Consider the following 26,002-nt stretch of genomic DNA (forward strand, 5'->3'; position numbering starts at 1 on the left):
CTCACGTCCTGCACGAACGGCCCGCTACTCCAGAACTGAGGGATCGACGAAGGCAGGAGCGAGAAAAGCTGAAGGCTGCCCAAGGCAGCCTTCAGCTATGAAACATGTTTACCGGACACTAGTGACGCAGAGCGTGGGAACGATCAGTCAGGCGGCGAGTTCACGCATCCGTTGTAAAACCGCATTCAAGCCATTGCTTCGGGACTGCGACAACTGCCGAGCCAGTCCCAGCTGATTGAACCAGTCCGCCAAATCCACCTGGCGCAACTCAGCCGCCGACAACCCGTTGACCCGCGCCAGCAGCAACGCCACCAACCCGCGAATCAACCGTGCATCACTGTTGGCCCTGAACAGCCAGTGGCCATCCTTCAGTTCGCCCACCAGCCATACCTGGCTTTCGCAGCCGTGCACCCGGTTGGTGTCACACATTTCTACTTCGCTCAGTACGGGCAGGCGCTCGCCCCACTGCATCAGCAGGCGCGCCCGTTGTTCCCAGCCCGGCAGATCTTGAAAGGCTTGCAGCGCGTCCACGGCTTCAGCGGGAAGGCTCATCGCAATAACTCCAGTGCTTGATCCAGCGCTTCAAAGAACCGTTCCAGGTCTTCGGAGTCGTTGTACAGCGCCAACGACACCCGAATCGCTCCGGCCAGGTGCAGGCTTTTGAGCAGCGGCATGGCGCAGTGATGACCGGCGCGGACCGCAATGCCCTGTTCGGTCAGAAGGTGCGCCAGATCCGAGTTATGTACACCTTCGATGGTGAAGCTCGCCAGTGCCACTTGCGGCTTGCCCAACAGGCGGATGCCGTTACGCGCAGCGAGTCCATTGAGCAGATAGTCATGCAGGGCCGATTCATGGGCGCAAACGGCGTGCTGATCGAGCCCGGCAAGGTAATCCAGGCTTGCCCCCAGCCCAATGACGCTGGAAATCGGCGGCGTGCCGGCTTCGAATCCCAGTGGCGCAGGGCGAAAGCGCGCGTCGTGATAGTTGGCGTCCAGGACCATTTCGCCGCCGAACTGCCAGGGGCGTAGCTGTTGCAGCGCTTCATGGCGCCCAAACAACACGCCCAGGCCATCGGGGCCATAGAGCTTATGGCTGGAAAATACATAGAAGTCGCACCCCAGCGTTTGCACGTCATGCCGGCCATGGACCACGCCCTGGGCGCCGTCGATCACGGTCAAGGCGTTTTGCGCCTTGGCCAGCGCCAGCAGCGCGGGCAGGGGTTGCCAGGCGCCGATGACGTTGGACAACTGGCTGACAGCCAGCAGCCGCGTGCGTGGGCCGATCAACCGTCCGGCAGCGTCAAGGTCGATCACACCGTCGGCGTCCAGTGGCAGGATCACCAGGTTCAGCTCGCGGCGCTGTGCCAGTTGCTGCCACGGCAGCAGGTTGGCGTGATGTTCCAGGGCGCTGATGACAATCTCATCGCCTGGATTGAAAAGATGCTCCAGGCCATAGGCCAGGAGGTTCAGCGCGGACGTCGCGCCATGCGTGAAGATGATTTGCCCGCTGTCGCCGGCATTGAGCCATTGCGCGGCTTTGCGCCGACTGTCCTCGAACGCTTGGGTCGCATGGGCGCCGGGCAAGTGTTGTGCCCGATGCACGTTGGCCGCGCCGTTGGTGTAGTAATGTGCCAGCGCATCGAGCAGGGCTTGCGGTTTTTGCGTGGTGGCGGCGTTGTCCAGATAGGTCTGGCCTTGCCGGTGAAGGGCGGCGATGGCCGGAAAGTCGGCGCGCCAGGGGGAGAGAATCATCATGGTGTTCGGCCTTTACGCCTGACCCCTGTAGGAGCGAGCATGCTCGCGATGGACGCCTGGACGACACGGGGTGTCGGGTGCCCCGCGTTATCGTTGACGTTCATCGCGAGCATGCTCGCTCCTGCAGGGATCGACTGACGCTTAGTTGTGAGCGTGCAGCGCTTCGTTCAATTCGATCGCCGATTTGTGGGTTTTGCACTCCACGGCACCGGTTTGCGAATTGCGACGGAACAGCAGGTCGGTCTGGCCGGCCAGCTCACGGGCCTTCACAACTTTCACCAGTTCGTTGTTCTCGTCCAGTAGCGCCACCTTGGTGCCGGCAGTCACGTAAAGGCCAGACTCAACGGTGTTGCGATCGCCCAACGGGATGCCGATACCGGCGTTGGCGCCGATCAGGCAGCCTTCGCCAACCTTGATCACGATGTTGCCGCCGCCCGAGAGGGTGCCCATGGTCGAGCAGCCGCCGCCCAGGTCCGAACCCTTGCCGACGAATACGCCAGCGGAGACGCGGCCTTCGATCATGCCCGGGCCTTCGGTGCCGGCGTTGAAGTTGATGAAGCCTTCGTGCATGACGGTGGTGCCTTCGCCCACGTAGGCGCCCAGGCGCAGGCGCGCGGCGTCAGCGATACGCACGCCGGCCGGTACGACGTAGTCGGTCATTTTCGGGAACTTGTCCACCGAGAACACTTCCAGCAGCTCGCCGCGCAGGCGGGCTTCGAGTTGATGCTCGGCCAGTTCGGACAGGTCGATGGCGCCCTGGCTGGTCCAGGCTACGTTTGGCAGCAGCGGGAACACGCCAGCCAGGTTCAGGCCGTGTGGCTTGACCAGGCGATGGGACAGCAGGTGCAGCTTGAGGTAGGCCTCAGGCGTGGAGGTCAGTTGTGCGTCTTCGGCCAGGACAGTGGCGACCAGCGGCTTGTGGCTCTCGGCCAGGCGGGTCAGCAGGGCGGCCTGGGCAGCGTCGACCCCTTTCACGGCTTCAGCCAGTTGCGAAGCTTGCGCGGTGGTGAAGGTGATGGCCTGGTTGCCTTCGGTGTAGCCCAGGATCGGCGCAATGGCAGCGACCAGTTCTGCAGACGGGTTGAGCAATGGCTGTGCGTAGAACACTTCCAGCCAGGCGCCTTGACGGTTTTGAGTGCCGACACCAAAGGCCAGGCTGAACAGGGTAGTGGACATGTTGATACCTCTAGCAAATTGAAACGGGCTGCTTACTTGAGCGCGGCCGCGTAGATATCTGGCTTGAAGCCAATCAGGGTTCGGTCACCGAGATCGAGCACCGGGCGCTTGATCATCGAAGGTTGTGCGAGCATCAGTTCGATGGCTTTCGACTGGTCGAGATCGGCTTTGCGTTCGTCGTCGAGCTTGCGAAAGGTCGTGCCTGCACGGTTTAACACCACTTCCCAGCCGTGCTCGTTGCACCATTGGGTCAGGTGTTCACGATCGATACCGATCGCTTTGTAATCATGGAAGTCATAGCTGACAGCGTGTTCATCAAGCCAGGTGCGCGCCTTTTTCATGGTGTCGCACGCCTTGATGCCGAAAAGGTGCAACGTTTTACTTGAAACGGTCAAGGAATCGCCCCCTTTACAGGTGCCGGAAATAAAAGGTCTGGGATTATGCCATGGATGCGCCAATCCTGTGGGTGCAGGCTCGCTCCGACAGGGGAAACGGTGCCTGGGCCGACCGCGTGCGACGTTGGTGCAAGGGGCAGTGCACAGTCTAAGCGGCTAATATGGCACTTCGATGCTGTCGATTGTCCGGGAACCACGTTTTATGCAAACCGCCTACACCGTCCTGATCCTGTTGATGCTGGTGGGCGTTTCGCGCTTGCTCGGGCGGGTGATCCCGCTGCCGCTGCCACTGGTGCAAATTGCCGCGGGTGCCTTGCTCGCCTGGCCGACCCTGGGCCTGCATGTGGCATTGGACCCTGAATTGTTTCTGTTCCTGTTCCTGCCACCGTTGCTGTTTTCCGACGGTTGGCGCATGCCCAAGCGTGCATTGTGGCATCTGCGTGGACCGATCCTGACCCTGGCCGTGGGGTTGGTGTTGTTTACCGTGGTCGGTGCGGGTTATTTCATCCACTGGCTGCTACCGAGCATACCGTTGCCAGTCGCGTTTGCGCTGGCGGCAGTGCTGTCGCCGACCGACGCCGTGGCGGTCTCGGCGATCTCGCAGAACCGTTTGCCGACGCCCTTGATGCACATGCTGCAGGGCGAGGCGCTGATGAACGATGCCTCGGGCCTGGTGACATTCAAGTTTGCCCTGGTGGCGGCGGTGACTGGCGCATTCTCCCTGGCCACTGCCAGCCTGACGTTCGTGATGGTCGCCCTCGGTGGCCTGGCTGTCGGTGTGGCCTTGAGTTGGTTGGTGGGGCGTTTGCGGGCATGGATGATTGCCCGTGGCTGGGATGACCCGGCCACCCACGTCGTCTTCATGTTGTTGCTGCCGTTTGCCGCGTACGTGCTCGCCGAGCGCGTGGGTGCGTCGGGCATTCTGTCGGCGGTGGCGGCGGGAATGATGCAGAGCTGGCTCGATCTGCTGCCGCGCCAGACCAATACGCGCCTGCTCAATCGCAGCGTCTGGTCGTTGCTGGAGTTCGCCTTCAATGGGCTGATCTTTCTGCTGCTGGGCTTGCAACTGCCGGACATCGTCAAGGCGGTGGCCAGCCAGGAAACCTCGCTGTGGCCGACCTTGCTGTATCGCTGCTTCGATGTCGTGGCGATTTTCCTGGTGCTGTTGGCATTGCGTTTCGTCTGGGTGCAGAGCATCTGGCGGGCGTCGATCGTTCTGCGGCGCCTGCGCGGCAAGGGCGAAATGACCCAGGTACCGATCACGCGGTCCTGCTGGTTGCTCACTGTCGGTGGCGTACGCGGAGCAGTGACGCTGGCGGGTGTGATGTCGGTGCCGCTGCTGATGGGAGCGGTGGCGTTCCCGGAGCGCGATCTGCTGATTTTCATCGCCGCCGGAGTGATCCTGTTGTCGCTGATCGCCGCCTGCATCGCTTTGCCATTGTTACTGCGCGGTATTGAGAAAAGCTCCGACGACAAACGTCGCAATGAAGTGCGCGATGCCTGGCGTAAAACTGCCGAGGCGGCCATTCATGCCTTGGAAACTGAAGAGGCCAGCCCCCAGGATGCGGCGCAGGCAGCGCTGGCCGCAGAGCTCAAGGCGCGGATCATGGCCGAGTACCGCCAGCAACTGGAGATATTCAACGATTCGGCAGAAGCACAGGCTCTGGCCTTGCAGATGGACTTGCTGGAACGGCGCCTGCGATTAAAGGCGCTGCGAGCGCAGCGCTTGGAGTTGTATAGCCTCAGTCGTCATCACCAGATCGCCGATGACGTATTGCGGGAAGTATTGGGTGAGTTGGACTTGAGTGAGGCTCAGCTTGGCGTGGTAAAGTAAGGTTGTATTGTCGCAGCCGGCGCGGTTATGGGTAAATCCTGCGCACGGCTGCGATGTCGCCTTCGCTGATATTCAAGTTTGCAGGTTGATGCCAGTCGCCCACGGTAAGTTCGTTGAGTACGTGATAATGCATCACTGATTGGCGGTCATAGGGTGTGTAAGTCCGAAAGGCGCTGCGCTCCAAGGGGAAAACGTTGGCATCAACTTCAGCCCTTGAAAGTTTATGGTTGTGAGCCATGTGAATATATGTTTTTTCTCGGTCCCAGGGTATTCCGGCATCTGGATGTTGATGTTCATGGTGCAGGCCGAGTGCATGCCCAAACTCATGTATGACCGTGGATTCGAAGTAGGGTGAGTCAAAGTTGGTGCCGAGTGTCATGGACGGAAGGTCGTGGGCACCGGTAAGGGCGTCGGTGCCGAGTCTTGAACTTCCGCTATTGTCGAACGAGTGTTGAAAATCGACACGGATATCACCCAGGCGTTCATCCGAGGCAAAAATATCCTGCTCATCCATTTCAATGAATTCGAATTTGAGATTGATATACGGTAGCCATTTGCTTGCGCCATTTTTTACGGCGGCAAAAGAATGCTCGTTATATTCGAAAACCAGAATCTTCAGGGTTCTGCCGGGTAGCCAATATTTAGTGTGCTCGCTGATGCTGCGTTTTTTGCGATTGCCCGGACTTGCTCCATTACTGGGGTTTTCATTAATGGCCGCCTGATAAGATTCGAGGGGGTCGGGAGCTGTGATGGGTTTACAGTATTTAAGTTGATTCATGTGGTTGCACTTAGTTGTTTGTTAATGAGTCCTCAAAGTAAAAGGTTGGCAGGTGGTTGTCGAGGTGGGTAGTTGTTCAGTTTGTTGCGCGTATTATTGAGTGCACAGTGTTTAAGTTCCCTGCACCGCGTTGCACGGTACAGGGAAAGCTCATTGTCAGCTTCTGCGTGCGTCAATGAAGTTTCGAATTCGCTCCGCGGCTTCTACACACTCGGCCAACGGCGCAACCAACGCCATGCGCACACGCCCGGCACCCGGATTGACGCCATCCACCTCGCGGGACAGATATGAACCTGGCACCACGGTCACATGCTCCTGCTCGAACAGGTCGCGGCAGAAGGCCGCGTCGTCACCGGCCACATTCGGCCAAAGGTAAAAACCACCGTCCGGGCGTTGCACGTCCATCACCGGGCTGAGGATTTTCAGCACCGCGTCGTACTTCTCGCGATACAGCGCACGGTTGGCGCGCACATGCACTTCGTCGTTCCACGCGGCAACGCTGGCCAGTTGGGTTTGAACCGGCATCGCGCAGCCGTGATAGGTGCGATAGAGCAGAAAGCCCTTGAGGACGTCAGCGTCACCGGCCACGAAGCCCGAACGCAGGCCTGGCAGGTTGGAGCGCTTGGACAGGCTGTGGAATACCACGCAGCGCTTGAAATCCTTGCGGCCCAGTTCCACGCAAGCGCTGAGCAGGCCAGGTGGCGGCGTCTGTTCGTCGAAATACAGCTCGCTGTAGCACTCGTCCGCGGCGATCACGAAGTCGTATTCGTCAGCCAGGGCGATCAGCTTTTTCAAGGTCTCGACCGGGATCAGCGCGCCTGTCGGGTTACCCGGCGAGCACAGGAACAGGATCTGGCAGCGTTGCCAGATGTCCGGCGAAACGGCATCGAAATCCGGGTTGAAGCCATTTTCGTCCAGGCACGGCAGGTAGTGCGGCTTGGCCCCGGCGAGGAACGCGGCGCCTTCGTAGATCTGATAGAACGGATTTGGGCTGACCACCAGCGCGTCGTCGCAACGGTTGACCACGGTCTGAGTGAAGGCGAACAGCGCTTCACGGGTGCCGTTGACCGGCAGCACGTTGCGCGCCGGGTCGATCCAGCCGCTCGGTACGTTGAAGCGGCGCTCGCACCAGGCGGCGATGGCTTCACGCAGGGCCGGGATGCCGAGGGTGGTCGGGTACACGGCCATCTGATCCAGGTTGCTGGCCAGGGCTTCGGCGACAAAGCTTGGCGAGCGGTGTTTCGGTTCGCCGATCGACAGCGCGATAGGGCGTTTGTCCGGGTTTGGCGTGACGCTGCCGAGCAGGGCGCGGAGCTTCTCGAACGGGTAGGGCTGGAGCTGGGTCAGAGCGTTGTTCATCGATGGATCTCGTTCAATGTGAAGACCTGCACTACGTAGGAACCGGCTTGCTGGCGATGGCATCACCGCGATTCAGCTGGCATACCGAGGTGATGCCATCGCCAGCAAGCCGGCTCCTACAGAGGGGAGATACTTAATTCAAATGCTGATGCGCGACAGTTTGATATCGGGTTCCTGGTTGACGCTCAACTGTTCGACGATTGCATCCTGCAAGCGACTGCACAGCAACGGGTCGGACAACGGTTGGTTGTTCGCGTCGGTGATGAAGAACACGTCTTCCACACGCTCCCCGAGGGTGGCGATCTTGGCGTTCTGCAGCGACAGGTCGAACTCCAGGAAGATCGTGCCGACCCGTGCCAGCAGGCCAGGGCGATCAGGGGCAGTCAGTTCCAGTACGGTCACCGGGCGCTGGGCGTCGTTGTGGATCGTCACCTGTGGTGCGAAGGCAAAATGCTTGAGCTGGCGCGGCACTCGGCGCTGGATGATGGTCGGGTAATTGTCCGGATTGCGCAGGGCTTCGGTCAGGCCGTCACGGATCTGCTTGACCCGTGCCGGATTATCACCGATCGAGTCGCCATCGGTATCGAGCACTATATAGGTGTCGAGGGTGAACTGGCTGCTGGAGGTGATGACCCGGGCGTCATGGATGTTCAGGTTGAGCTGGTCCATCGCGGCCACGGTCACGGCGAAGAAATCGTGCTGGTCCGGTGCGTAGATGAAGATTTGCGTGCCGCCCTCGAACTCGCGTTGAGTGGTTTCCTTGATCAGTACCAGCGGCCCGCCGTCGGCCGGCTGCTGGAGGATCGCATCGCTGTGCCAGGCGACGTCGCTGGCGGTGTGGCGCAGGAAATAGTCGTCCCCCAGTTGCGCCCACAACTGCTCGACGTCGTCCGGGTCGGTACCGCCGCGCACCAGGATGTCCAGGGCGGCGCTCTGGGTCTGGCGGATCTGTTCTTCGCGGTCCACGGGGTTTTCCAGGCCGCGACGCAGGGCGCGCTTGGTTTCGGTGTAGAGCTGGCGCAGCAGGCTGGCCCGCCAGGAGTTCCACAGGGTCGGGTTGGTGGCGTTGATGTCGGCGACCGTCAGCACGTACAGGTAGTCGAGGCGTGTTTCATCGCCCACTGTCTGGGCGAAATCATGGATCACCTGTGGATCGGACAAATCCTTGCGCTGGGCCGTGGTCGACATCATCAGATGGTTTTGCACCAGCCAGACGATCAGGCGGCTGTCCCACACCGGCAGCTGATGGCGCTGGCAGAAGGCCTCGGCGTCCACCGCGCCGATGTCCGAGTGATCGCCATGCCGGCCCTTGCCGATGTCGTGGTACAGACCGGCGAGGTAGATCAGTTCAGGCTTGGGCAGCTTGGCCATGAGCTTGCTGGCCAACGGGAATTTTTCCGAAACCTGGGTGTACTGCAATTTACGCAGGTGCTTGATCAGGTTCAGGGTGTGGGCGTCAACCGTATAGATGTGGAACAGGTCGTGCTGCATCTGGCCGACGATGAAACCGAATTCCGGCAGATAACGTCCGAGAATGCCGTAGCGGTTCATCCGGCGCAGGTTGCGGTGGATGCCGATCTTGCATTTGAACAGCTCGATGAACAGGCTGGTGTTGCGTATGTCGTTGCGGAAGTCGTCGTTGATCAGGTGCCGATTCTCGCGTAGCAGGCGAATGGTATCGGCGCGCACGCCCTTGATTTCCGGTTGCTGGGCCATCAGCACGAAGATTTCGAGCATGGCGAACGGGGTGCGGCGGAACACATTGTCGTTACGCGCCTCGATGTAGCCGTCGTGCAACTGGAATCGTGAGTTGACCGGTTGTGGCGGTGCCGCATCCTCCGGGGCGAGGATGACTTCCTCGAAGTGCTGGATGATCAGGTCGCTGAGCTGGGCAATGCTCATGACCACGCGGAAATACTGCTGCATGAAGTTCTCGACGGCTTGCTTGGCGTCGTCCCCTTCAAATCCCAGCAGCCCGGCAATGGTGCGTTGGTGATCGAACAGCAGGCGGTCTTCGGAGCGTCCGGCGAGCATGTGCAGGGCATAACGCACCTTCCACAGGAACTCCTGGGAGGAGGCCAGCAGGGCGTTTTCGCTTTCGACCAGAAAACCTTCGCCGGCCAGTGCCCGCAGGTTCAGGGTGCCGTACTCGCGACGGGCCACCCAGAGAATCGTCTGGATATCCCGCAGTCCGCCGGGGGAGCCCTTGACGTTGGGTTCCAGGTTGTACTCGGTGTCGTTGTACTTGTGGTGACGGGCTTTCTGCTCGGCGCGCTTGGCCAGGAAAAACTCCTTGCTCGGCCACATGTGTGCGGTGCTGGTGACGTCCAGCATGCGCTGGCGCAGGTGTTCGGGACCGCAGATGGTGCGGCTTTCCATCAGGTTGGTGACAACCGTGAGGTCAGCGCGGGCCTCGACGGCGCACTCGTCAACCGAGCGCACGCTCTGGCCGACTTCCAGGCCAATGTCCCACAGCAGGGTCAGGAAGCGCTCGATGGGCTCGCGGAAAACTTCGTGGTCCGCACTGTCCAGCAGGATCAGCAGGTCGATATCGGAATAAGGATGCAATTCGCCACGACCGTAGCCGCCGACCGCGACCAGCGCGATGTCGGCGTCTTCGCTCCAGCTGAATTGCTCCCAGGCCTTTTGCAGGATGTTATCGACGAACCAGGCACGGTCCTCGATCAAGCGGCGAATCTCCCGGCCACTGCGAAAGCGCCCGTCGAGCACCTCGCGAGCCTGGCGGATCGCCTTCTTGAAGGCCGGGATCGGGCTGGCCTTCAGGGCCAGTTCAGCCTGGAACTGGCCGCGATCGAAGAGTTCTGGATCCACCTGTGGCATCGATTGCTTTCCTTTCTATAGGCTGGATACGGTGACGGGATCAGGCCGAAACGCGAGGGATGGTGTCATCGCTGCGCAGGGTGAAGATCTCGTAGCCGGTTTCGGTTACCAGCAAGGTGTGTTCCCACTGTGCCGACAGCTTGCGGTCCTTGGTGATCGCGGTCCAGCCATCGCCCAGCACCTTGGTGTCGGCGCGGCCCTGGTTGATCATTGGCTCGATGGTGAAGGTCATGCCAGCCTTCAGTTCCATGCCGGTACCGGCACGGCCGTAGTGCAGGATCTGCGGCTCTTCATGGAACACCTTGCCGATGCCGTGGCCGCAGAACTCACGAACCACCGAAAAGCCGTTTTTCTCGGCGTGCTTCTGGATGATTTCACCGATGTCGCCCAGGCGGCACCCTGGCTTGACGATTTCAATCGCCTTGTACATGCATTCCTGGGTCACTTGCGACAGGCGCTCAGCCCAGACCGGCACGTTGCCGACGTGGAACATACGGCTGGTGTCGCCGTGGTAGCCGTCCTTGATGACCGTGACGTCGATGTTCAGGGTGTCGCCATCCTTGAGCGGCTTGTCGTTCGGGATGCCGTGGCAGACCACATGGTTGATCGAGGTGCAGATCGACTTCGGGTAGCCCTTGTAGTTCAGCGGGGCAGGGATGGCCTTCTGCTCGTTGACGATATAGTCGTGACAGATCTGGTTCAGTTGATCGGTGGTGACGCCCGGTTTGACATATTCGGCAATCATTTCCAGCACGTCGGCGGCCAGTTTGCCGGCGACACGCATGCCAGCGATGTCCTCTGGGGTTTTGAGGGTGACGGTCATACAGGCTCTCTCTACGCTCGATGGCGCTTTCCAGACGAAAAGGGCGTTGCGCGATCGATCTTCGCAGCCCTGAAAAACGCGATTCTAACAGACGATCAACGCGAATCCGCGGCTCTGTAGATCGCTTCTCTCTATAGAATGGTGCATTCTGGGCCGATTCCAAGGGATGGTGTTGTGCATTCGCCTCGATTTCAGAATCCGGGTTCCGTTTTTTCCTGCCTTGTGATATAAAATGCGCCGCTTTCCGGGGATGCCCCGAAAAGCTTAAATCCACACACGTGTCGACACGATGACCTGGGTGCCGCAAGCGAAATGCTGGTGGTTGGTCATTGGGATACGTGGAGGCCAAACCCGACTTATTAAGGAACTATCATGTCCCAAGTCAACATGCGCGATATGCTGAAGGCCGGTGTGCACTTCGGTCACCAGACCCGTTACTGGAACCCGAAAATGGGTAAATACATTTTCGGCGCGCGTAACAAGATCCACATTATCAACCTTGAAAAAACCCTGCCAATGTTCAACGAAGCTCTGACTTTCGTAGAGCGTCTGGCCCAGGGCAAAAACAAGATTCTGTTCGTCGGCACCAAGCGTTCCGCTGGCAAGATCGTTGCTGAAGAAGCAGCACGTTGCGGTTCGCCGTACGTCGATCACCGCTGGTTGGGCGGCATGCTGACCAACTTCAAAACCATCCGTGCTTCCATCAAGCGTCTGCGTGACCTTGAAGTACAAGCCGAAGACGGTACTTTCGCCAAGCTGACCAAGAAAGAAGCGCTGATGCGCTCCCGTGACCTGGAAAAGCTGGATCGTTCCCTGGGTGGTATCAAGGACATGGGCGGTCTGCCAGACGCTCTGTTCGTTATCGACGTTGATCACGAGCGCATCGCGATCACCGAAGCCAACAAGCTGGGCATCCCGGTTATCGGCGTAGTCGATACCAACAGCAGCCCGGAAGGCGTTGACTACATCATCCCAGGCAACGATGACGCAATCCGCGCTATCCAGCTGTACATGGGTTCGATGGCTGACGCTGTTATCCGTGGTCGCAACAACGTTGCTGGCGGCACCGAAGTTTTCGTTGAAGAAGCTCCGGCAGCTGCAGCTGAGTAATTGACGCCCTGGCGTTGACTCAGTAAGCAAAAAGGGGGCTTGGCCCCCTTTTTGCCACCTCGAAAACCGTTTGTCGGCGCCCACTGTTCTATCTGTAACGTGCGGCAGCTAACAAGGGTGGTTCGGGAAGAATTGAACGCCCGTTCGATCGGGTGGAATGGTTGATAACCTATCCAAGAGGAATTTTGAAATGGCAGAGATTACTGCAGCGTTGGTCAAAGAACTGCGCGAGCGTACCGGCGAAGGCATGATGGATTGCAAAAAGGCCTTGACCAAGGCCGGCGGCGACATCGAGAAAGCCATTGATGACATGCGTGCTTCGGGCGCCATCAAGGCTGCCAAGAAAGCGGGCAACGTTGCCGCTGAAGGCGCAATCGCCATCAAGGCCGACGACAAGTCCGCCGTACTGCTGGAAGTGAACTCGCAGACCGACTTCCTGGCCCTGCAAGACGACTTCAAGAACTTCGTGGCTGCCAGCGTAGAAAAAGCCTTCGCTGAAAAACTGACCGACGCAGCTCCGCTGATCGCCGCTCAGGAATCGGCTCGTGAAGCCCTGGTGGCCAAAGTTGGCGAAAACGTCAACATCCGTCGCCTGGTTCGCGTTGAAGGTGACGTGGTGGGTACTTACCTGCACGGTAACAAGATCGGTGTTGCTGTTGTTCTCAAGGGCGGCGATGTTCAGCTGGCCAAAGAGATCGCCATGCACGTGGCGGCAAGCAACCCTGAATTCCTGCTGCCATCGCAGGTTTCTGCCGAAGCCATCGAGCGCGAGAAAGCTGTATTCCTGCAGCTGAACGAAGACAAGATGAAAGGCAAGCCTGCTGAAATCGTCGAGAAGATGATTGCTGGCCGTATCACCAAGTTCCTGGCTGAAGCCAGCCTGGTCGAGCAAGCTTTCGTAATGAACCCAGAGCTCACCGTGGGTGCCCTGGCCAAGAAAGCTGGCGCTGAAATCGTTTCCTTCACCTACTTCAAAGTCGGCGAAGGCATCGAGAAGCCAGTGGACAACTTCGCTGAAGAAGTTGCCGCACAGCTGGCTGCCGCCAAGCAATAAGACAGTTTTTTAACTGTCGCCCTGAAGAGGCTGCCCGCTCACGCGCGCAGCCTCTTTTCAGATGGGTAACCAATTTTTATTGGTTTCCGTTTGGAACTGGCTTACAAAGCCATGTTCCGATGGCGCTGAAGCAGCGCCACGCTAGAGTGAACGCCAGCTGAAAACAGCTCGCAAAGAATTTTTTAAAATACGCCGCAGGAGAGATTCGCAATGGCTCAGCAGGGCAGTGGTTATCAGGCTCGCTATAAACGCATTCTACTCAAGCTTAGCGGCGAGGCCCTGATGGGCTCGGAAGAGTTCGGGATCGATCCGAAAGTTCTGGATCGCATGGCGCTGGAAGTCGGCCAGCTGGTCGGCATCGGTGTCCAGGTTGGCCTGGTGATCGGCGGCGGCAACCTGTTCCGCGGCGAAGCGCTGAGCAAGGCGGGCATGGACCGGGTCACGGGCGACCACATGGGCATGCTGGCCACTGTGATGAACGCCTTGGCCATGCGCGACGCGCTGGAACGTGCCAATATCTCGGCCATCGTGATGTCGGCCATCTCCATGGTTGGCGTGACCGATCACTACGATCGCCGCAAGGCCATGCGCCACTTGAATTCCAAGGATGTGGTGATTTTCGCGGCCGGCACCGGCAACCCGTTCTTCACCACGGATTCGGCTGCCTGCCTGCGTGCAATTGAAATCGACGCCGATGTCGTGCTCAAGGCAACCAAGGTCGATGGCGTCTACACCGCTGACCCATTCAAAGACCCGCATGCCGAGAAGTTCGATCATCTGACCTACGATGAAGTACTGGATCGCAAGCTGGGCGTGATGGATCTGACGGCCATTTGCCTGTGCCGCGACCACAAGATGCCGTTGCGCGTATTTAATATGAACAAGCCCGGCGCCCTGCTGAATATCGTGCATGGTGGCGCTGAAGGGACCCTGATCGAGGAAGGCCAACAATGATCAACGAAATCAAGAAAGACGCTCAAGAGCGCATGCAGAAGTCGGTGGAATCGCTGGCGCACAACTTCGGTCGTATCCGTACCGGCCAGGCGCATCCAAGCATCCTGGAAGGTGTGATGGTTCCGTACTACGGTGCCGATACCCCGATCAAGCAAGTGGCGAACATCACCGTCAAGGACGCGCGTACCCTGCAAGTCGTTGCCTTTGAGCGCAACATGCTGGGCGCCGTCGACAAGGCCATCGGCAGTGCCGGCCTGAACCTCAACCCGACCAACCTGGGTGAGTTACTGCTGATCTCCATGCCAGCCCTGACCGAGGAAACCCGCAAGGGCTTCACCAAGCAGGCGCGTGACGTGGCTGAGGATGCCCGGGTTGCCGTGCGCAACATCCGTCGCGACGCCAACAGCCAGCTCAAGGATCTGGTCAAGGAAAAGGAAATCAGCGAAGACGAAGAACGTCGCGCAACTGGCGAAATCGATGACCTGACCAAGAAGTACGTGGCTCAAATCGACGCGAACCTGGCGCAGAAAGAAAAAGACCTGATGGCCGTATAAGGTTCGCGCTTTCATGGAAAAGACCAAGCAGGTTGCACCGTCCACGGTGCCGCGCCATGTCGCGATCATCATGGATGGTAATAATCGCTGGGCGAAAAAACGCTTTATGCCGGGTGTCGCCGGGCATAAAGCGGGTGTGGATGCGGTGCGCGCGGTCATCGAGGTGTGTGCCGAGGCGGGGGTCGAGGTGTTGACCTTGTTCGCCTTCTCCAGTGAGAACTGGCAGCGTCCAGCCGATGAAGTCAGTGCCTTGATGGATCTGTTCTTCAAGGCATTGCGTCGCGAGGCCAAGCGCCTCAACGACAACAACATCAGCTTGCGCATCATTGGCGACCGTTCGCGCTTCCACCCGGAACTCCAGGCTGCCATGCGTGAAGCAGAGGCCATGACGGCCGGCGCCAATCGCTTCGTCCTGCAGATCGCCGCCAATTACGGCGGTCAGTGGGATATCGCACAAGCCGCACAGCGCCTGGCGCGTGAGGTTCAGGCCGGGCACCTGCGGCCGGAAGACATCACGCCGCAGCTGCTGCAAACCTGTCTGGCCACAGGCGACCTGCCGTTGCCGGACTTGTGCATCCGTACCGGTGGCGAACATCGCATCAGTAACTTCCTGCTGTGGCAACTGGCCTACGCCGAGTTGTACTTTTCCGACCTGTTCTGGCCGGACTTCAAACACGATGCCATGCGCAATGCGCTGGCCGATTTCGCATCTCGCCAGCGCCGCTTCGGTAAAACGAGCGAGCAGGTCGAGGCTGGAGCCCGGGTTTAATGCTTAAACAACGAATCATCACCGCGCTGATCCTGTTGCCGATTGCCCTCTGTGGTTTTTTTCTGCTGGAAGGTTCCGCTTTTGCGCTGTTCATCGGCCTGGTCGTGACCCTGGGTGCCTGGGAATGGGCGCGCCTGGCCGGTTTCACTGCTCAAGCGTTTCGTGCCGGCTATGCCGCCGTGGTCGCATTGATGCTGTTTGTCATGTACATCCTCCCTGGCCTCGCGCCATGGGTGTTGGGTGCTTCGGTGCTCTGGTGGGCGGTGGCGACCTATCTGGTGCTGACCTACCCGCGCTCCAGCGAACATTGGGCGAGCGCTGCCTGCAAGCTGGTGATCGGCCTGTTGATCCTGTTGCCGGCCTGGCAAGGCCTGGTACACATCAAGCAATACCCGTTGGGTAACTGGCTGATCATGGCGGTGATGGTGCTGGTCTGGGGTGCCGATATCGGTGCTTACTTCTCGGGACGTGCTTTCGGCAAGCGCAAGCTGGCACCGCAGGTCAGCCCGGGTAAGAGCTGGGAGGGTGTATATGGTGGCCTGGCCCTGAGCCTGGTGATCACTACCCTGGTTGCCCTGGTGCGTGACTGGACAGTGGCGCAATTGTTCAAGGGCTTGATCGGCGCTGCGCTGATCGTGTTCGTCTCGGTGGTGGGCGATCTCACCGAAAGCATGTTCAAGCGCCAGTCCGGGATCAAGGACAGCAGTAATCTGTTGCCCGGGCACGGCGGCGTGCTGGACCGCATCGACAGCCTGACCGCGGCGATCCCGGTGTTCGCGGTGCTGTTGTGGATGGCTGCGCCGTGAGCCGTCTTCAACAGATTACCGTCCTGGGGGCCACGGGCTCGATCGGCTTGAGCACCCTGGATGTCATCGCCCGCCACCCTGGGCGCTATCAAGTCTTCGCCTTGAGCGGTTTCAGCCGCCTGAGCGAGCTGCTGGCGCTGTGTGTGCGTCACGCCCCGCAGTTTGCCGTGGTGCCTGAAGCTGCGGCTGCCCGCCGTTTGCAGGATGATCTGCACGCCGCGGGCCTGTCCACTCGGGTTCTGGTGGGGGAGGAGGGGTTGTGTCAGGTTGCTGCCGCCCCTGAAGTCGATGCGGTCATGGCGGCCATCGTCGGCGCGGCGGGCTTGCGCCCGACCCTGGCGGCCGTTGAGGCTGGCAAGAAGATCCTCCTGGCCAACAAGGAAGCGCTGGTCATGTCCGGCGCGTTGTTTATGCAGGCTGTGCGCAAGAGTGGATCGGTATTGCTGCCGATCGACAGTGAGCACAACGCGATTTTCCAGTGCATGCCCCGGGATATTGCCCGTGGCCTGGATGCGGTCGGCGTGCGGCGCATCCTGCTGACCGCCTCTGGTGGTCCGTTCCGGCAGACACCCATGGCTGAGCTGGCGCATGTTTCGCCCGAGCAGGCCTGTGCGCACCCTAATTGGTCCATGGGGCGCAAGATCTCGGTCGATTCGGCCAGCATGATGAATAAAGGGCTTGAATTGATCGAGGCCTGCTGGCTGTTCGATGCCAAGCCGTCCCAGGTTGAAGTGGTGATTCACCCCCAAAGTGTGATTCATTCGCTGGTCGACTACATCGATGGTTCGGTATTGGCCCAGTTGGGTAATCCGGACATGCGAACCCCGATCGCCAATGCGCTGGCATGGCCTGAGCGAATTGACTCAGGCGTGCCGCCGCTGGACCTGTTTGCCGTCGCGCGCCTGGACTTCCAGGCGCCTGACGAAGATCGATTCCCGTGCCTGCGCCTGGCCCGTCAGGCAGCCGAGGCGGGCAACAGCGCTCCGGCGATGTTGAATGCGGCAAATGAAGTCGCTGTCGCGGCCTTTCTCGACGGACGGGTTCGTTACCTGGAAATCGCGAGTATCATCGAGGAAGTACTCAATCTCGAGCCGGTGGTTGTAGTGAATGATCTTGATGCGGTGTTCACGGCGGACGCCAAGGCGCGTGTGCTGGCCGAACAATGGTTGAGTCGTCACGGGCGGTAAAATTGCAGGCCTGGATAGGAATGCGGAGAAAATAGATGAGCGCGCTCTATATGATTGTCGGCACCCTGGTAGCTTTGGGCGTGCTGGTCACCTTCCACGAGTTCGGCCATTTCTGGGTCGCGCGACGCTGTGGGGTCAAGGTGCTGCGTTTCTCCGTAGGCTTCGGCATGCCGCTGCTGCGCTGGCACGACAAGCAGGGCACTGAATTCGTGGTGGCTGCCATTCCGCTGGGCGGCTACGTGAAAATGCTCGACGAGCGTGAGGGTGAAGTGCCGGCCGATCAGCTCGATCAATCCTTCAACCGTAAATCGGTGCGCCAGCGCATCGCGATCGTGGCGGCAGGGCCGATTGCCAACTTTTTGTTGGCGATGGTGTTTTTCTGGGCGTTGGCGATGCTCGGTACCGAGCAGGTTCGCCCGGTCATCGGTGCTGTCGAATCCGGTAGCCTTGCTGCCAAGGCGGGCCTGGGCGCAGGCCAGGAAATCATAGCCATCGACGGCGAGCCCACTTCAGGCTGGGCTGCAGTCAATCTGCAACTGGTCCGTCGCCTGGGTGAAAGCGGCTCCCTGCAACTGCTGGTTCGTGAGCAGGGATCCACCGTGGATTCGCCCCGTGAGCTGGTGTTGGACAAGTGGCTCAAGGGTGCTGACGAGCCGGACCCGATTCGTTCGCTGGGTATTCGTCCATGGCGCCCGGCATTGCCGCCGGTACTGGCTGAGCTGGATTCCAAAGGTCCGGCCCAGGCTGCTGGCCTGAAGACCGGTGACCGACTGTTGGCAGTGGATGGCAAGGCGGTAGATGACTGGCAACAGGTCGTCGATACGGTCCGTATGCATCCTGATACCAAAATCATGCTGCGGGTCGAGCGTGACGGTGCTCAAATCGACATCCCCGTGATGTTGGCTGCCCGTGGCGAAAGCAAGGCACCCACCGGTTACCTTGGGGCGGGGGTGAAAGCGGTCGATTGGCCACCAGAGATGATTCGCGAAGTCAGTTACGGGCCGTTGGCAGCCGTGGGGGAGGGGGCTCGACGCACTTGGACGATGAGCCTGCTGACCCTGGATTCGCTGAAGAAAATGTTGTTCGGTGAGCTCTCGGTAAAAAACTTGAGTGGACCGATAACCATTGCTAAAGTGGCGGGCGCTTCGGCCCAGTCGGGCGTCGCTGATTTCCTGAATTTCCTTGCTTATCTGAGTATTAGCCTGGGGGTTCTGAATTTGCTGCCCATTCCTGTGCTGGATGGGGGGCATTTGTTGTTTTATCTGATCGAGTGGGCGCGTGGTCGTCCCTTGTCGGATCGGGTGCAAGGTTGGGGGATACAGATTGGCATCAGTTTGGTGATCGGAGTGATGTTGCTCGCTCTGGTTAATGATCTGGGTCGTCTGTAACGTCGCTGAATTGCGAATCTGCCGCATTTTGCGGCAGTTTGTTTATTGCCAGTTGGAATAAGAAAGGACTTCATGAAACGTCTGCTGCTAACTGCGGTTCTCACCGTATTGATGATCGCCGAAGTTCACGCCGAGTCCTTCACTATCTCTGATATTCGCGTCAATGGCCTCCAGCGGGTCTCCGCGGGTAGCGTCTTTGGTGCTTTGCCGTTGAACGTCGGTGAACAGGCGGATGATCGACGCCTGGTGGAATCCACTCGTGCGCTGTTCAAAACCGGGTTCTTTCAAGATATCCAGCTGGGCCGCGATGGCAACGTCCTGGTCATCACGGTAGTCGAACGTCCGTCGGTTGCCAGTATCGAGATCGAGGGCAACAAGGCGATCTCCACCGAAGACCTGATGAAAGGCCTCAAGCAATCCGGTCTGGCCGAAGGCGAGATCTTCCAGCGCGCCACCCTCGAAGGCGTACGTAACGAACTGCAGCGCCAGTACGTCGCCCAGGGCCGCTACTCCGCTACCGTCGACACCGAAGTGGTGCCGCAGCCGCGCAACCGCGTTGGTTTGAAGGTCAATATCAACGAAGGCACCGTTGCAGCTATCCAGCACATCAACGTGGTAGGCAACACGGTCTTCCCTGATGAAGACCTGATCGACCTGTTCGAACTCAAGACCACCAACTGGCTGTCGTTCTTCAAGAACGATGACAAGTACGCCCGTGAAAAACTCTCCGGTGACCTGGAGCGCCTGCGTTCCTACTACCTGGACCGTGGCTACATCAACATGGATATCGCTTCGACCCAGGTGTCCATTACCCCGGACAAGAAGCACGTCTACATCACCGTCAACATCAACGAAGGCGACAAGTACACCGTTCGTGACGTGAAACTCAGTGGTGACCTGAAAGTCCCTGAAGACCAGGTCAAGTCCCTGCTGCTGGTGCAGAAAGGCCAGGTGTTCTCGCGCAAGCTGATGACCACCACGTCCGAGCTGATCACCCGTCGCCTGGGTAACGAGGGCTACACCTTTGCCAACGTCAACGGGGTGCCTCAGCCCCACGATGACGACCACACGGTAGACATCACCTTCGCTGTCGATCCGGGCAAGCGTGCCTACGTGAACCGCATCAACTTCCGTGGCAACACCAAGTCGGAAGACGAAGTACTGCGCCGTGAAATGCGCCAGATGGAAGGTGGCTGGGCGTCGACTTACCTGATCGACCAATCCAAGACCCGTCTGGAGCGCCTGGGCTTCTTCAAGGAAGTCAACGTTGAAACCCCGGCCGTACCGGGTGTCGATGACCAGGTTGACGTCAACTACAGCGTTGAAGAGCAGGCATCCGGTTCGATCACCGCCAGCGTCGGTTTCGCCCAGAGCGCGGGCCTGATCCTCGGTGGTTCGATCACCCAGAACAACTTCCTGGGTACCGGTAACAAGGTCAGCATCGGCCTGACCCGCAGTGAATACCAGAGCCGCTACAACTTCGGTTATGTCGACCCCTACTGGACTGCCGATGGCGTGAGCCTGGGTTATAACGCCTTCTACCGCACCACCGACTACAAAGACCTCGACGTCGATGTAGCCAGCTATGCCGTAGACAGCCTGGGTGCAGGCGTAAGCGTCGGCTACCCGATCAGCGAGACTTCGCGCCTGACCTTCGGCCTGACGGCCCAGCAGGACGAGATCAAGACCGGTGTGTATACCGTTGACGAGATTTTCGACTTCGTTAACAAGGAAGGCGACAAGTACCTGAACTTCAAGGCTTCGGCCGGTTGGTCCGAGTCCACCTTGAACAAGGGCGTACTGGCGACCCGTGGACATTCCCAGAGCCTCGTGCTGGAAACCACCACGCCGGGCAGCGACCTGTCGTTCTTCAAGCTCGACTACCGTGGCCAGCTGTTCCAGCCGTTGAGCGACAACTACACCATGCGCCTGCACACCGAATTGGGTTATGGCGATGGCTACGGTTCGACCGATGGCTTGCCATTCTATGAAAACTACTATGCTGGTGGTTTCAACTCGGTTCGTGGCTTCAAGGACAGCACCTTGGGTCCTCGCAGTACGCCAAGTACCGGCAAGAACCCTGGCACTGCATTCGACCCGGACCAGGATCCGCTGCCGTTCGGTGGTAACGTGTTGATCCAGGGTGGTGTGGAAGTTCTGTTCCCGCTACCGTTCGTCAAGGACCAGCGTTCCCTGCGCACTTCGGTATTCTGGGATGTGGGTAACGTATTCGATTCGTCGTGCTCTGATACCACCAACGCTGATGGCACGAAGTCCAACACCAAGTGCAACGACATCAGTCTGAGCAATATGGCCAGTTCCGTCGGTGTGGGTGTGACCTGGGTCACCGCACTGGGTCCTCTGAGTTTTGCGCTGGCCATGCCAGTCAAGAAACCGGATGACGCTGAAACTCAAGTGTTCCAATTCTCCCTCGGCCAGACGTTCTAAGCGTCTGCCCCAAGATAACGACAATGGATTTTGTAGGAGTGCATCGTGCGTAAGTTGACTCAATTGGTTCTCCTGGCTTCCGTACTGGTTGCAGGCCCGGCATTTGCCGACATGAAAATCGCTGTTCTGAACTATCAGATGGCCCTGCTGGAGTCGGATGCGGCCAAGAAATACGCCGTGGATGCCGAGAAGAAATTCGGCCCTCAGCTGAGCAAGCTCAAGACGCTGGAAAGCAGCGCCAAGGGCATCCAGGATCGCCTGATGGCCGGTGGCGACAAAATGCAGCAAGGCGAGCGTGAGCGTCTGGAACTTGAGTTCAAGCAAAAGGCGCGTGACTTCCAGTTCCAGTCCAAGGAACTGAACGAAGCCAAAGCCGTTGCCGACCGTGAAATGCTGAAGCAGCTCAAGCCGAAACTGGACAGTGCTGTGGAAGAAGTCATCAAGAAAGGTGCTTTTGACCTGGTCTTCGAGCGTGGTGCAGTGATTGATGTCAAGCCTCAGTACGACATCACGCGCCAGGTTATCGAGCGCATGAATCAGCTGAAGTAATCCATGACCGCGACCATTAAGCTCGGCCAGCTGGCCGAGTTCCTCGGCGCCACGCTACGTGGCGACCCGGAGAAAGCAATTACTGGGCTAGCCACCTTGCAGGAGGCTGGCCCAACTCAGTTGAGCTTTCTCGCAAATCCCCAATACCGCAAATACCTGGCAGGCAGTCAGGCAGCAGCGTTGTTGCTCAAGACCGCTGATGCCGAAGGTTTTACCGGTGATGTATTGGTGGTGCCTGATCCTTACGCAGCGTACGCGCGTATTTCCCACCTGTTCGATCCCAAGCCCAAGGCGGCAGCCGGAATTCATCCGACGGCGGTGATTGCGGCGGATGCGGTGGTCGATCCGACGGCGAGTATCGGTGCATTTGCGGTCATCGAAAGCGGGGCGCATATTGCTGCCGGTACGAGCGTGGGGGCGCACTGCTTCATCGGTGCCCGTAGCGTTATTGGCGAGGGAGGCTGGCTTGCCCCGCGTGTCACGCTGTATCACGACGTGCGCGTCGGCAAGCGGGTGGTGATTCAGTCCGGTGCGGTGCTTGGTGGTGAAGGCTTTGGCTTTGCCAACGAGAAAGGCATTTGGCAAAAAATCGCCCAGATTGGTGGTGTGCTGGTCGGCGATGACGTGGAAATTGGCGTTAACACCGCCATCGACCGTGGTGCGCTGGCTGATACCGTCATCGGTAACGGCGTGAAGCTCGACAACCAGATTCAGATTGCCCACAACGTCCAGGTAGGTGATCACACCGCCATGGCGGCGTGCGTGGGGATTTCCGGCAGCACCAAGATCGGCAAGCACTGCATGCTTGCCGGTGGCGTAGGGCTGGTGGGGCATATCGATATTTGCGACAACGTTTTCATCACCGGGATGACCATGGTGACCCACTCGATTACCGAGCCGGGTGCCTATTCCTCCGGTACGGCGATGCAGCCAGCCGCCGAATGGCGCAAAAGCGCGGCACGTATTCGTCAGCTCGATGACATCGCGCGACGTCTGCGACAGCTGGAAAAGCAAACAGGGGAAGTGACCCCTGGCGGTAATGCTTCATCAGATGGCTGATACCATTTCCATATCAAGTGTGCACAGCCGCTAGACTGCGTCCTTGATTTGCTAGCGGAGTGTGCGTCAGTCGCGCGCTCCCAATCTTTACATAGGCTTCCCCCCGAAATGATGGACATCAACGAGATTCGCGAATACCTGCCTCACCGTTACCCGTTCCTGCTGGTGGACCGGGTCGTGGATCTGGATGTGGAAGGCAAGCGCATTCGCGCCTACAAGAATGTCAGCATCAACGAACCGTTCTTCAATGGTCACTTCCCCGCGCATCCAATCATGCCGGGCGTTCTGATCATCGAAGCGATGGCTCAGGCTGCCGGGATCCTTGGTTTCAAAATGCTCGACGTGAAACCGGCCGATGGCACCCTTTACTACTTCGTCGGCTCTGACAAGCTGCGCTTCCGCCAGCCGGTATTGCCGGGCGATCAGTTGATCCTTGAGGCCAAGTTCATCAGCTGCAAGCGTCAGATCTGGAAGTTCGAGTGCCAGGCTTCGGTCGATGGCAAGCCGGTCTGCTCCGCTGAAATCATCTGTGCGGAACGCAAACTATGAGTTTGATCGACCCTCGCGCAATCATCGATCCGACAGCCATCCTGGCTGACGGTGTCGAGGTCGGCCCGTGGTCGATCGTCGGCGCAGGTGTGGAAATCGGCGAGGGAACGGTAATCGGGCCACACGTTATTCTCAAAGGCCCGACCCGAATCGGTAAGCACAACCGTATTTACCAGTTTTCCTCGGTAGGTGAGGACACGCCCGATCTGAAATACAAAGGCGAGGAAACCCGCCTGGTGATCGGTGACCACAACGTCATCCGCGAAGGCGTGACGATTCACCGTGGAACCATCCAGGATCGTTCGGAAACGACCCTGGGCGATCACAACCTGATCATGGCCTATGCGCACATCGGTCACGACAGTGTTATCGGCAACCACTGCATCCTGGTCAACAACACCGCGCTGGCCGGCCATGTGCACGTGGATGACTGGGCGATCCTGTCCGGTTTCACCCTGGTTCACCAGTATTGCCACATCGGCGCCCACAGCTTTTCCGGCATGGGGACCGCCATTGGCAAGGACGTCCCGGCCTATGTCACGGTGTTCGGCAACCCCGCCGAAGCCCGTAGCATGAACTTTGAAGGCATGCGCCGTCGCGGTTTCAGCGAAGACGCGATCCACGCCCTGCGTCGTGCCTACAAGGTGGTCTATCGCCAGGGGCTGACGGTTGAGCAAGCGCTCGCCGAGTTGGCCGAATCCTCTGACCAGTTCCCGGAAGTGGCGGTGTTCCGCGATTCCATACAGTCCTCGACCCGCGGCATCACCCGCTAATCATGGCCAATCTGCGTATTGCGCTGGTGGCGGGCGAGGCTTCCGGCGACATTCTGGGTGCGGGTCTGATGCGTGCGCTCAAGGCGCGCCATCCGGCGGTCGAATTCATCGGTGTCGGCGGCCCATTGATGCAGGCAGAAGGCCTGACATCTTATTTTCCCATGGAACGCCTGTCGGTCATGGGCCTGGTCGAAGTGCTGGGTCGGTTACGTGAATTACTCAAGCGCCGCAAAAAACTGGTAGCCGACCTGATCGCCGCGAAGCCGGACGTCTTCATCGGTATCGACGCCCCGGACTTCAACCTCAATATCGAACTCAAGCTGCGTCAGGCCGGGATCAAGACCGTGCATTACGTCAGCCCGTCCGTCTGGGCGTGGCGCCAGAAGCGCGTGCTGAAGATTCGCGAAGGTTGCGACCTGATGCTCACGCTGTTCCCGTTCGAAGCGAAATTCTACGAAGAGAAAGGCGTGCCCGTGCGGTTTGTCGGCCATACCTTGGCCGATGCCATTCCGCTGGAAGCCGACCGCGCCGCTGCGCGGGCCGAACTGGGATTGCCTGACGGGCCGTTGGTGGCGCTCATGCCCGGTAGTCGTGGCGGCGAAGTCGGCCGTCTCGGTGCCTTGTTTCTCGACACGGCCCAACGCCTGCGGGCCCTGCGCCCCGGTGTGCGGTTTGTCGTGCCTTGTGCCAATCCGCAACGCCGGGCACAGCTTGAAGAGCTGTTGGCCGGTCGCGATTTGCCGCTGACCTTGCTCGACGGCAAGTCCCATCTGGCGCTGGCGGCGTGTAACGCGGTGCTGATTGCCTCCGGTACAGCAACCCTTGAAGCGTTGTTGTACAAGCGACCGATGGTCGTTGCCTATCGCCTGGCACCGCTGACGTTCTGGATTCTAAAGCGCATGGTGAAAAGCCCCTACGTGTCCTTGCCGAACCTGCTGGCCCAACGCCTGTTGGTGCCTGAGTTGTTGCAGGACGATGCGACAGTTGAAGCGCTGGCCCAAACCTTGTCGCCACTGATCGAAGGTGGTGAAGAGCAAACCCGCGGTTTTGATGAAATTCACCGGACCCTTCGTCTGGATGCTTCCAACCAGGCAGCGGATGCAGTGCTGAACCTGATCGACCCGGTAAAATGAGTAAAGAAAGTATGCAGATGGGGCTGGATTTCACCTTGGTCGCGGAGGTTGAAGAATTGGTAGCCGGAGTCGATGAAGTCGGTCGTGGGCCGCTCTGTGGCGCGGTGGTGACGGCGGCGGTGATCCTTGATCCGAGTCGTCCGATCCTCGGGCTCAACGACTCGAAGAAGCTCACCGAGGCCCGCCGCGAGAAGCTCTTCGACGAAATCTGCGAAAAAGCTCTGAGCTGGTGCATTGCCCGCGCCGAAGTCGAAGAGATCGACGAGCTGAACATCCTTCACGCCACCATGCTGGCCATGCAGCGCGCGGTTGCCGGGCTGCACATCCAGCCGAAACTGGCAATGATCGACGGTAACCGTTGCCCGAAATTGCCGATGCGCGCCGAAGCCGTGGTCCAGGGCGATGGCAAGGTTCCGGCCATTGCGGCGGCGTCGATCCTGGCCAAGGTCAGTCGTGACCGTGAAATGGCGGCTTTCGAATTGATCTATCCCGGTTACGGCATCGGCGGACACAAAGGCTACCCGACGCCCGTTCATCTGGAAGCCCTGGCACGCTTGGGCCCGACGCCGATTCACCGGCGCTCGTTTGCTCCGGTACGGCTTGCTTACGAAGCGCGGGAAGGACTCATCTTGAGTGAGTCGCCAGGCTGATTTTTTCTACCAAGGCCCGGTACAATCCGGGCCTTGTTGTTTTCATGACTTAACGCAGG

At 59.3% G+C, this 26,002-nt stretch carries 24 protein-coding genes; 16 read left to right on the plus strand and 8 right to left on the minus strand.

Translation table 11 applies throughout. The features are described 5' to 3' along the window. Window positions 1-147: 147 nt before the first annotated feature. The 4 genes from CGA21_RS16840 to CGA21_RS16855 all read right to left on the minus strand — a co-directional run bounded on the left by CGA21_RS16840 (window position 148) and on the right by CGA21_RS16855 (window position 3,325). The gene (locus CGA21_RS16840; protein ID WP_110748678.1) at window positions 148-552 is read right to left on the minus strand and encodes a SufE family protein; all 405 of its coding nucleotides are present in this window, start codon (window positions 550-552) and stop codon (window positions 148-150) included. Continuing rightward, complete coding sequence (locus CGA21_RS16845; protein WP_188264655.1) at window positions 549-1,754, minus strand: aminotransferase class V-fold PLP-dependent enzyme; 1,206 nt, start codon at window positions 1,752-1,754, stop codon at window positions 549-551. The genes CGA21_RS16840 and CGA21_RS16845 overlap by 4 nt, the downstream gene beginning before the upstream one ends. Before the next feature lie 141 nt (window positions 1,755-1,895). Further along, window positions 1,896-2,930 carry a 2,3,4,5-tetrahydropyridine-2,6-dicarboxylate N-succinyltransferase gene (dapD, locus tag CGA21_RS16850; RefSeq protein ID WP_110748682.1) on the minus strand — a complete coding sequence of 345 codons (1,035 nt, stop codon included), beginning with the start codon at window positions 2,928-2,930 and terminating at the stop codon, window positions 1,896-1,898. A 32-nt stretch (window positions 2,931-2,962) separates the two neighbouring features. Then, on the minus strand, window positions 2,963-3,325 hold the full coding sequence (locus CGA21_RS16855; RefSeq protein WP_110748684.1) for an ArsC family reductase: 363 nt from the start codon (window positions 3,323-3,325) through the stop codon (window positions 2,963-2,965). Window positions 3,326-3,527: 202 nt separating this feature from the next. Between CGA21_RS16855 and CGA21_RS16860 the strand changes: the two genes are divergently transcribed. Then, a complete protein-coding gene (locus CGA21_RS16860) occupies window positions 3,528-5,159 on the plus strand; it encodes a Na+/H+ antiporter (RefSeq protein ID WP_188264656.1) in 1,632 nt (543 codons plus the stop codon). Between the two features lie 25 nt (window positions 5,160-5,184). Here the strand turns inward: CGA21_RS16860 and CGA21_RS16865 are convergent, their stop codons facing one another. The 4 genes from CGA21_RS16865 to map all read right to left on the minus strand — a co-directional run bounded on the left by CGA21_RS16865 (window position 5,185) and on the right by map (window position 10,960). Then, window positions 5,185-5,937, minus strand: coding sequence for a M12 family metallopeptidase (locus CGA21_RS16865; RefSeq protein ID WP_188264657.1), 753 nt, complete (start codon window positions 5,935-5,937; stop codon window positions 5,185-5,187). Window positions 5,938-6,093: 156 nt separating this feature from the next. After that, a complete protein-coding gene (dapC, locus tag CGA21_RS16870; RefSeq protein ID WP_188264658.1) occupies window positions 6,094-7,296 on the minus strand; it encodes a succinyldiaminopimelate transaminase in 1,203 nt (400 codons plus the stop codon). A gap of 138 nt (window positions 7,297-7,434) precedes the next feature. Beyond that, the gene (locus CGA21_RS16875) at window positions 7,435-10,137 is read right to left on the minus strand and encodes a [protein-PII] uridylyltransferase (RefSeq protein ID WP_188264659.1); all 2,703 of its coding nucleotides are present in this window, start codon (window positions 10,135-10,137) and stop codon (window positions 7,435-7,437) included. A 40-nt stretch (window positions 10,138-10,177) separates the two neighbouring features. Next, window positions 10,178-10,960, minus strand: a complete 783-nt coding sequence (gene map / locus CGA21_RS16880; RefSeq protein WP_020799866.1) for a type I methionyl aminopeptidase — start codon at window positions 10,958-10,960, stop codon at window positions 10,178-10,180. Window positions 10,961-11,332: 372 nt separating this feature from the next. Here map and rpsB point away from each other — a divergent pair, with 372 nt between their 5' ends. The 15 genes from rpsB to rnhB all read left to right on the plus strand — a co-directional run bounded on the left by rpsB (window position 11,333) and on the right by rnhB (window position 25,943). Next, window positions 11,333-12,070, plus strand: coding sequence for a 30S ribosomal protein S2 (gene rpsB, locus CGA21_RS16885; RefSeq protein WP_008057307.1), 738 nt, complete (start codon window positions 11,333-11,335; stop codon window positions 12,068-12,070). 190 nt (window positions 12,071-12,260) lie between these two features. After that, on the plus strand, window positions 12,261-13,124 hold the full coding sequence (gene tsf, locus CGA21_RS16890; protein WP_008019553.1) for a translation elongation factor Ts: 864 nt from the start codon (window positions 12,261-12,263) through the stop codon (window positions 13,122-13,124). Between the two features lie 210 nt (window positions 13,125-13,334). Continuing rightward, window positions 13,335-14,078 (plus strand): UMP kinase, encoded by a 744-nt coding sequence (pyrH, locus tag CGA21_RS16895; RefSeq protein WP_003222124.1) that lies wholly within the window; start codon window positions 13,335-13,337, stop codon window positions 14,076-14,078. After that, window positions 14,075-14,632, plus strand: coding sequence for a ribosome recycling factor (gene frr / locus CGA21_RS16900; RefSeq protein ID WP_008057309.1), 558 nt, complete (start codon window positions 14,075-14,077; stop codon window positions 14,630-14,632). The genes pyrH and frr overlap by 4 nt, the downstream gene beginning before the upstream one ends. A gap of 13 nt (window positions 14,633-14,645) precedes the next feature. Beyond that, window positions 14,646-15,401 (plus strand): polyprenyl diphosphate synthase, encoded by a 756-nt coding sequence (gene uppS / locus CGA21_RS16905; RefSeq protein ID WP_020799865.1) that lies wholly within the window; start codon window positions 14,646-14,648, stop codon window positions 15,399-15,401. Further along, entirely contained in the window at window positions 15,401-16,207 is an 807-nt protein-coding gene (locus tag CGA21_RS16910) for a phosphatidate cytidylyltransferase (protein ID WP_110748693.1), read from the plus strand. Before uppS ends, CGA21_RS16910 begins: the two co-directional genes overlap by 1 nt. Continuing rightward, complete coding sequence (ispC, locus tag CGA21_RS16915; protein WP_188264660.1) at window positions 16,204-17,394, plus strand: 1-deoxy-D-xylulose-5-phosphate reductoisomerase; 1,191 nt, start codon at window positions 16,204-16,206, stop codon at window positions 17,392-17,394. Before CGA21_RS16910 ends, ispC begins: the two co-directional genes overlap by 4 nt. Before the next feature lie 35 nt (window positions 17,395-17,429). Then, the gene (rseP, locus tag CGA21_RS16920) at window positions 17,430-18,782 is read left to right on the plus strand and encodes a sigma E protease regulator RseP (protein WP_110748697.1); all 1,353 of its coding nucleotides are present in this window, start codon (window positions 17,430-17,432) and stop codon (window positions 18,780-18,782) included. A gap of 72 nt (window positions 18,783-18,854) precedes the next feature. Continuing rightward, window positions 18,855-21,230 (plus strand): outer membrane protein assembly factor BamA, encoded by a 2,376-nt coding sequence (gene bamA / locus CGA21_RS16925; RefSeq protein ID WP_110748699.1) that lies wholly within the window; start codon window positions 18,855-18,857, stop codon window positions 21,228-21,230. Window positions 21,231-21,275: 45 nt separating this feature from the next. Next, the gene (locus tag CGA21_RS16930; RefSeq protein ID WP_008057318.1) at window positions 21,276-21,779 is read left to right on the plus strand and encodes an OmpH family outer membrane protein; all 504 of its coding nucleotides are present in this window, start codon (window positions 21,276-21,278) and stop codon (window positions 21,777-21,779) included. 3 nt (window positions 21,780-21,782) lie between these two features. Beyond that, window positions 21,783-22,838, plus strand: a complete 1,056-nt coding sequence (gene lpxD / locus CGA21_RS16935) for a UDP-3-O-(3-hydroxymyristoyl)glucosamine N-acyltransferase (RefSeq protein ID WP_188264661.1) — start codon at window positions 21,783-21,785, stop codon at window positions 22,836-22,838. A gap of 108 nt (window positions 22,839-22,946) precedes the next feature. Beyond that, on the plus strand, window positions 22,947-23,387 hold the full coding sequence (fabZ, locus tag CGA21_RS16940; RefSeq protein ID WP_007940511.1) for a 3-hydroxyacyl-ACP dehydratase FabZ: 441 nt from the start codon (window positions 22,947-22,949) through the stop codon (window positions 23,385-23,387). After that, window positions 23,384-24,160, plus strand: a complete 777-nt coding sequence (lpxA, locus tag CGA21_RS16945) for an acyl-ACP--UDP-N-acetylglucosamine O-acyltransferase (RefSeq protein ID WP_110748703.1) — start codon at window positions 23,384-23,386, stop codon at window positions 24,158-24,160. The genes fabZ and lpxA overlap by 4 nt, the downstream gene beginning before the upstream one ends. Before the next feature lie 2 nt (window positions 24,161-24,162). Beyond that, entirely contained in the window at window positions 24,163-25,293 is a 1,131-nt protein-coding gene (lpxB, locus tag CGA21_RS16950) for a lipid-A-disaccharide synthase (RefSeq protein ID WP_110748705.1), read from the plus strand. A gap of 11 nt (window positions 25,294-25,304) precedes the next feature. Continuing rightward, a complete protein-coding gene (rnhB, locus tag CGA21_RS16955; RefSeq protein ID WP_188264697.1) occupies window positions 25,305-25,943 on the plus strand; it encodes a ribonuclease HII in 639 nt (212 codons plus the stop codon). The last annotated feature ends 59 nt before the right edge of the window (window positions 25,944-26,002 follow it).

Origin of the sequence: Pseudomonas sp. PSB11, from assembly GCF_014596605.1 — a bacterium.
Classification (GTDB): domain Bacteria; phylum Pseudomonadota; class Gammaproteobacteria; order Pseudomonadales; family Pseudomonadaceae; genus Aquipseudomonas; species Aquipseudomonas umsongensis.

Coding starts and splice junctions, on each gene's coding strand:
- CGA21_RS16875 (WP_188264659.1), bottom strand. CDS start 10,137: ATGCCACAGGTGGATCCAGAACTCTTCGATCGCGGCCAGTTCCAGGCT.
- fabZ (WP_007940511.1), top strand. CDS start 22,947: ATGATGGACATCAACGAGATTCGCGAATACCTGCCTCACCGTTACCCG.
- bamA (WP_110748699.1), top strand. CDS start 18,855: ATGAAACGTCTGCTGCTAACTGCGGTTCTCACCGTATTGATGATCGCC.
- map (WP_020799866.1), bottom strand. CDS start 10,960: ATGACCGTCACCCTCAAAACCCCAGAGGACATCGCTGGCATGCGTGTC.
- tsf (WP_008019553.1), top strand. CDS start 12,261: ATGGCAGAGATTACTGCAGCGTTGGTCAAAGAACTGCGCGAGCGTACC.
- pyrH (WP_003222124.1), top strand. CDS start 13,335: ATGGCTCAGCAGGGCAGTGGTTATCAGGCTCGCTATAAACGCATTCTA.
- rpsB (WP_008057307.1), top strand. CDS start 11,333: ATGTCCCAAGTCAACATGCGCGATATGCTGAAGGCCGGTGTGCACTTC.
- CGA21_RS16840 (WP_110748678.1), bottom strand. CDS start 552: ATGAGCCTTCCCGCTGAAGCCGTGGACGCGCTGCAAGCCTTTCAAGAT.
- rseP (WP_110748697.1), top strand. CDS start 17,430: ATGAGCGCGCTCTATATGATTGTCGGCACCCTGGTAGCTTTGGGCGTG.
- CGA21_RS16865 (WP_188264657.1), bottom strand. CDS start 5,937: ATGAATCAACTTAAATACTGTAAACCCATCACAGCTCCCGACCCCCTC.
- uppS (WP_020799865.1), top strand. CDS start 14,646: ATGGAAAAGACCAAGCAGGTTGCACCGTCCACGGTGCCGCGCCATGTC.
- CGA21_RS16860 (WP_188264656.1), top strand. CDS start 3,528: ATGCAAACCGCCTACACCGTCCTGATCCTGTTGATGCTGGTGGGCGTT.
- lpxA (WP_110748703.1), top strand. CDS start 23,384: ATGAGTTTGATCGACCCTCGCGCAATCATCGATCCGACAGCCATCCTG.
- dapD (WP_110748682.1), bottom strand. CDS start 2,930: ATGTCCACTACCCTGTTCAGCCTGGCCTTTGGTGTCGGCACTCAAAAC.
- frr (WP_008057309.1), top strand. CDS start 14,075: ATGATCAACGAAATCAAGAAAGACGCTCAAGAGCGCATGCAGAAGTCG.
- dapC (WP_188264658.1), bottom strand. CDS start 7,296: ATGAACAACGCTCTGACCCAGCTCCAGCCCTACCCGTTCGAGAAGCTC.
- lpxD (WP_188264661.1), top strand. CDS start 21,783: ATGACCGCGACCATTAAGCTCGGCCAGCTGGCCGAGTTCCTCGGCGCC.
- lpxB (WP_110748705.1), top strand. CDS start 24,163: ATGGCCAATCTGCGTATTGCGCTGGTGGCGGGCGAGGCTTCCGGCGAC.
- CGA21_RS16910 (WP_110748693.1), top strand. CDS start 15,401: ATGCTTAAACAACGAATCATCACCGCGCTGATCCTGTTGCCGATTGCC.
- rnhB (WP_188264697.1), top strand. CDS start 25,305: ATGCAGATGGGGCTGGATTTCACCTTGGTCGCGGAGGTTGAAGAATTG.
- CGA21_RS16845 (WP_188264655.1), bottom strand. CDS start 1,754: ATGATGATTCTCTCCCCCTGGCGCGCCGACTTTCCGGCCATCGCCGCC.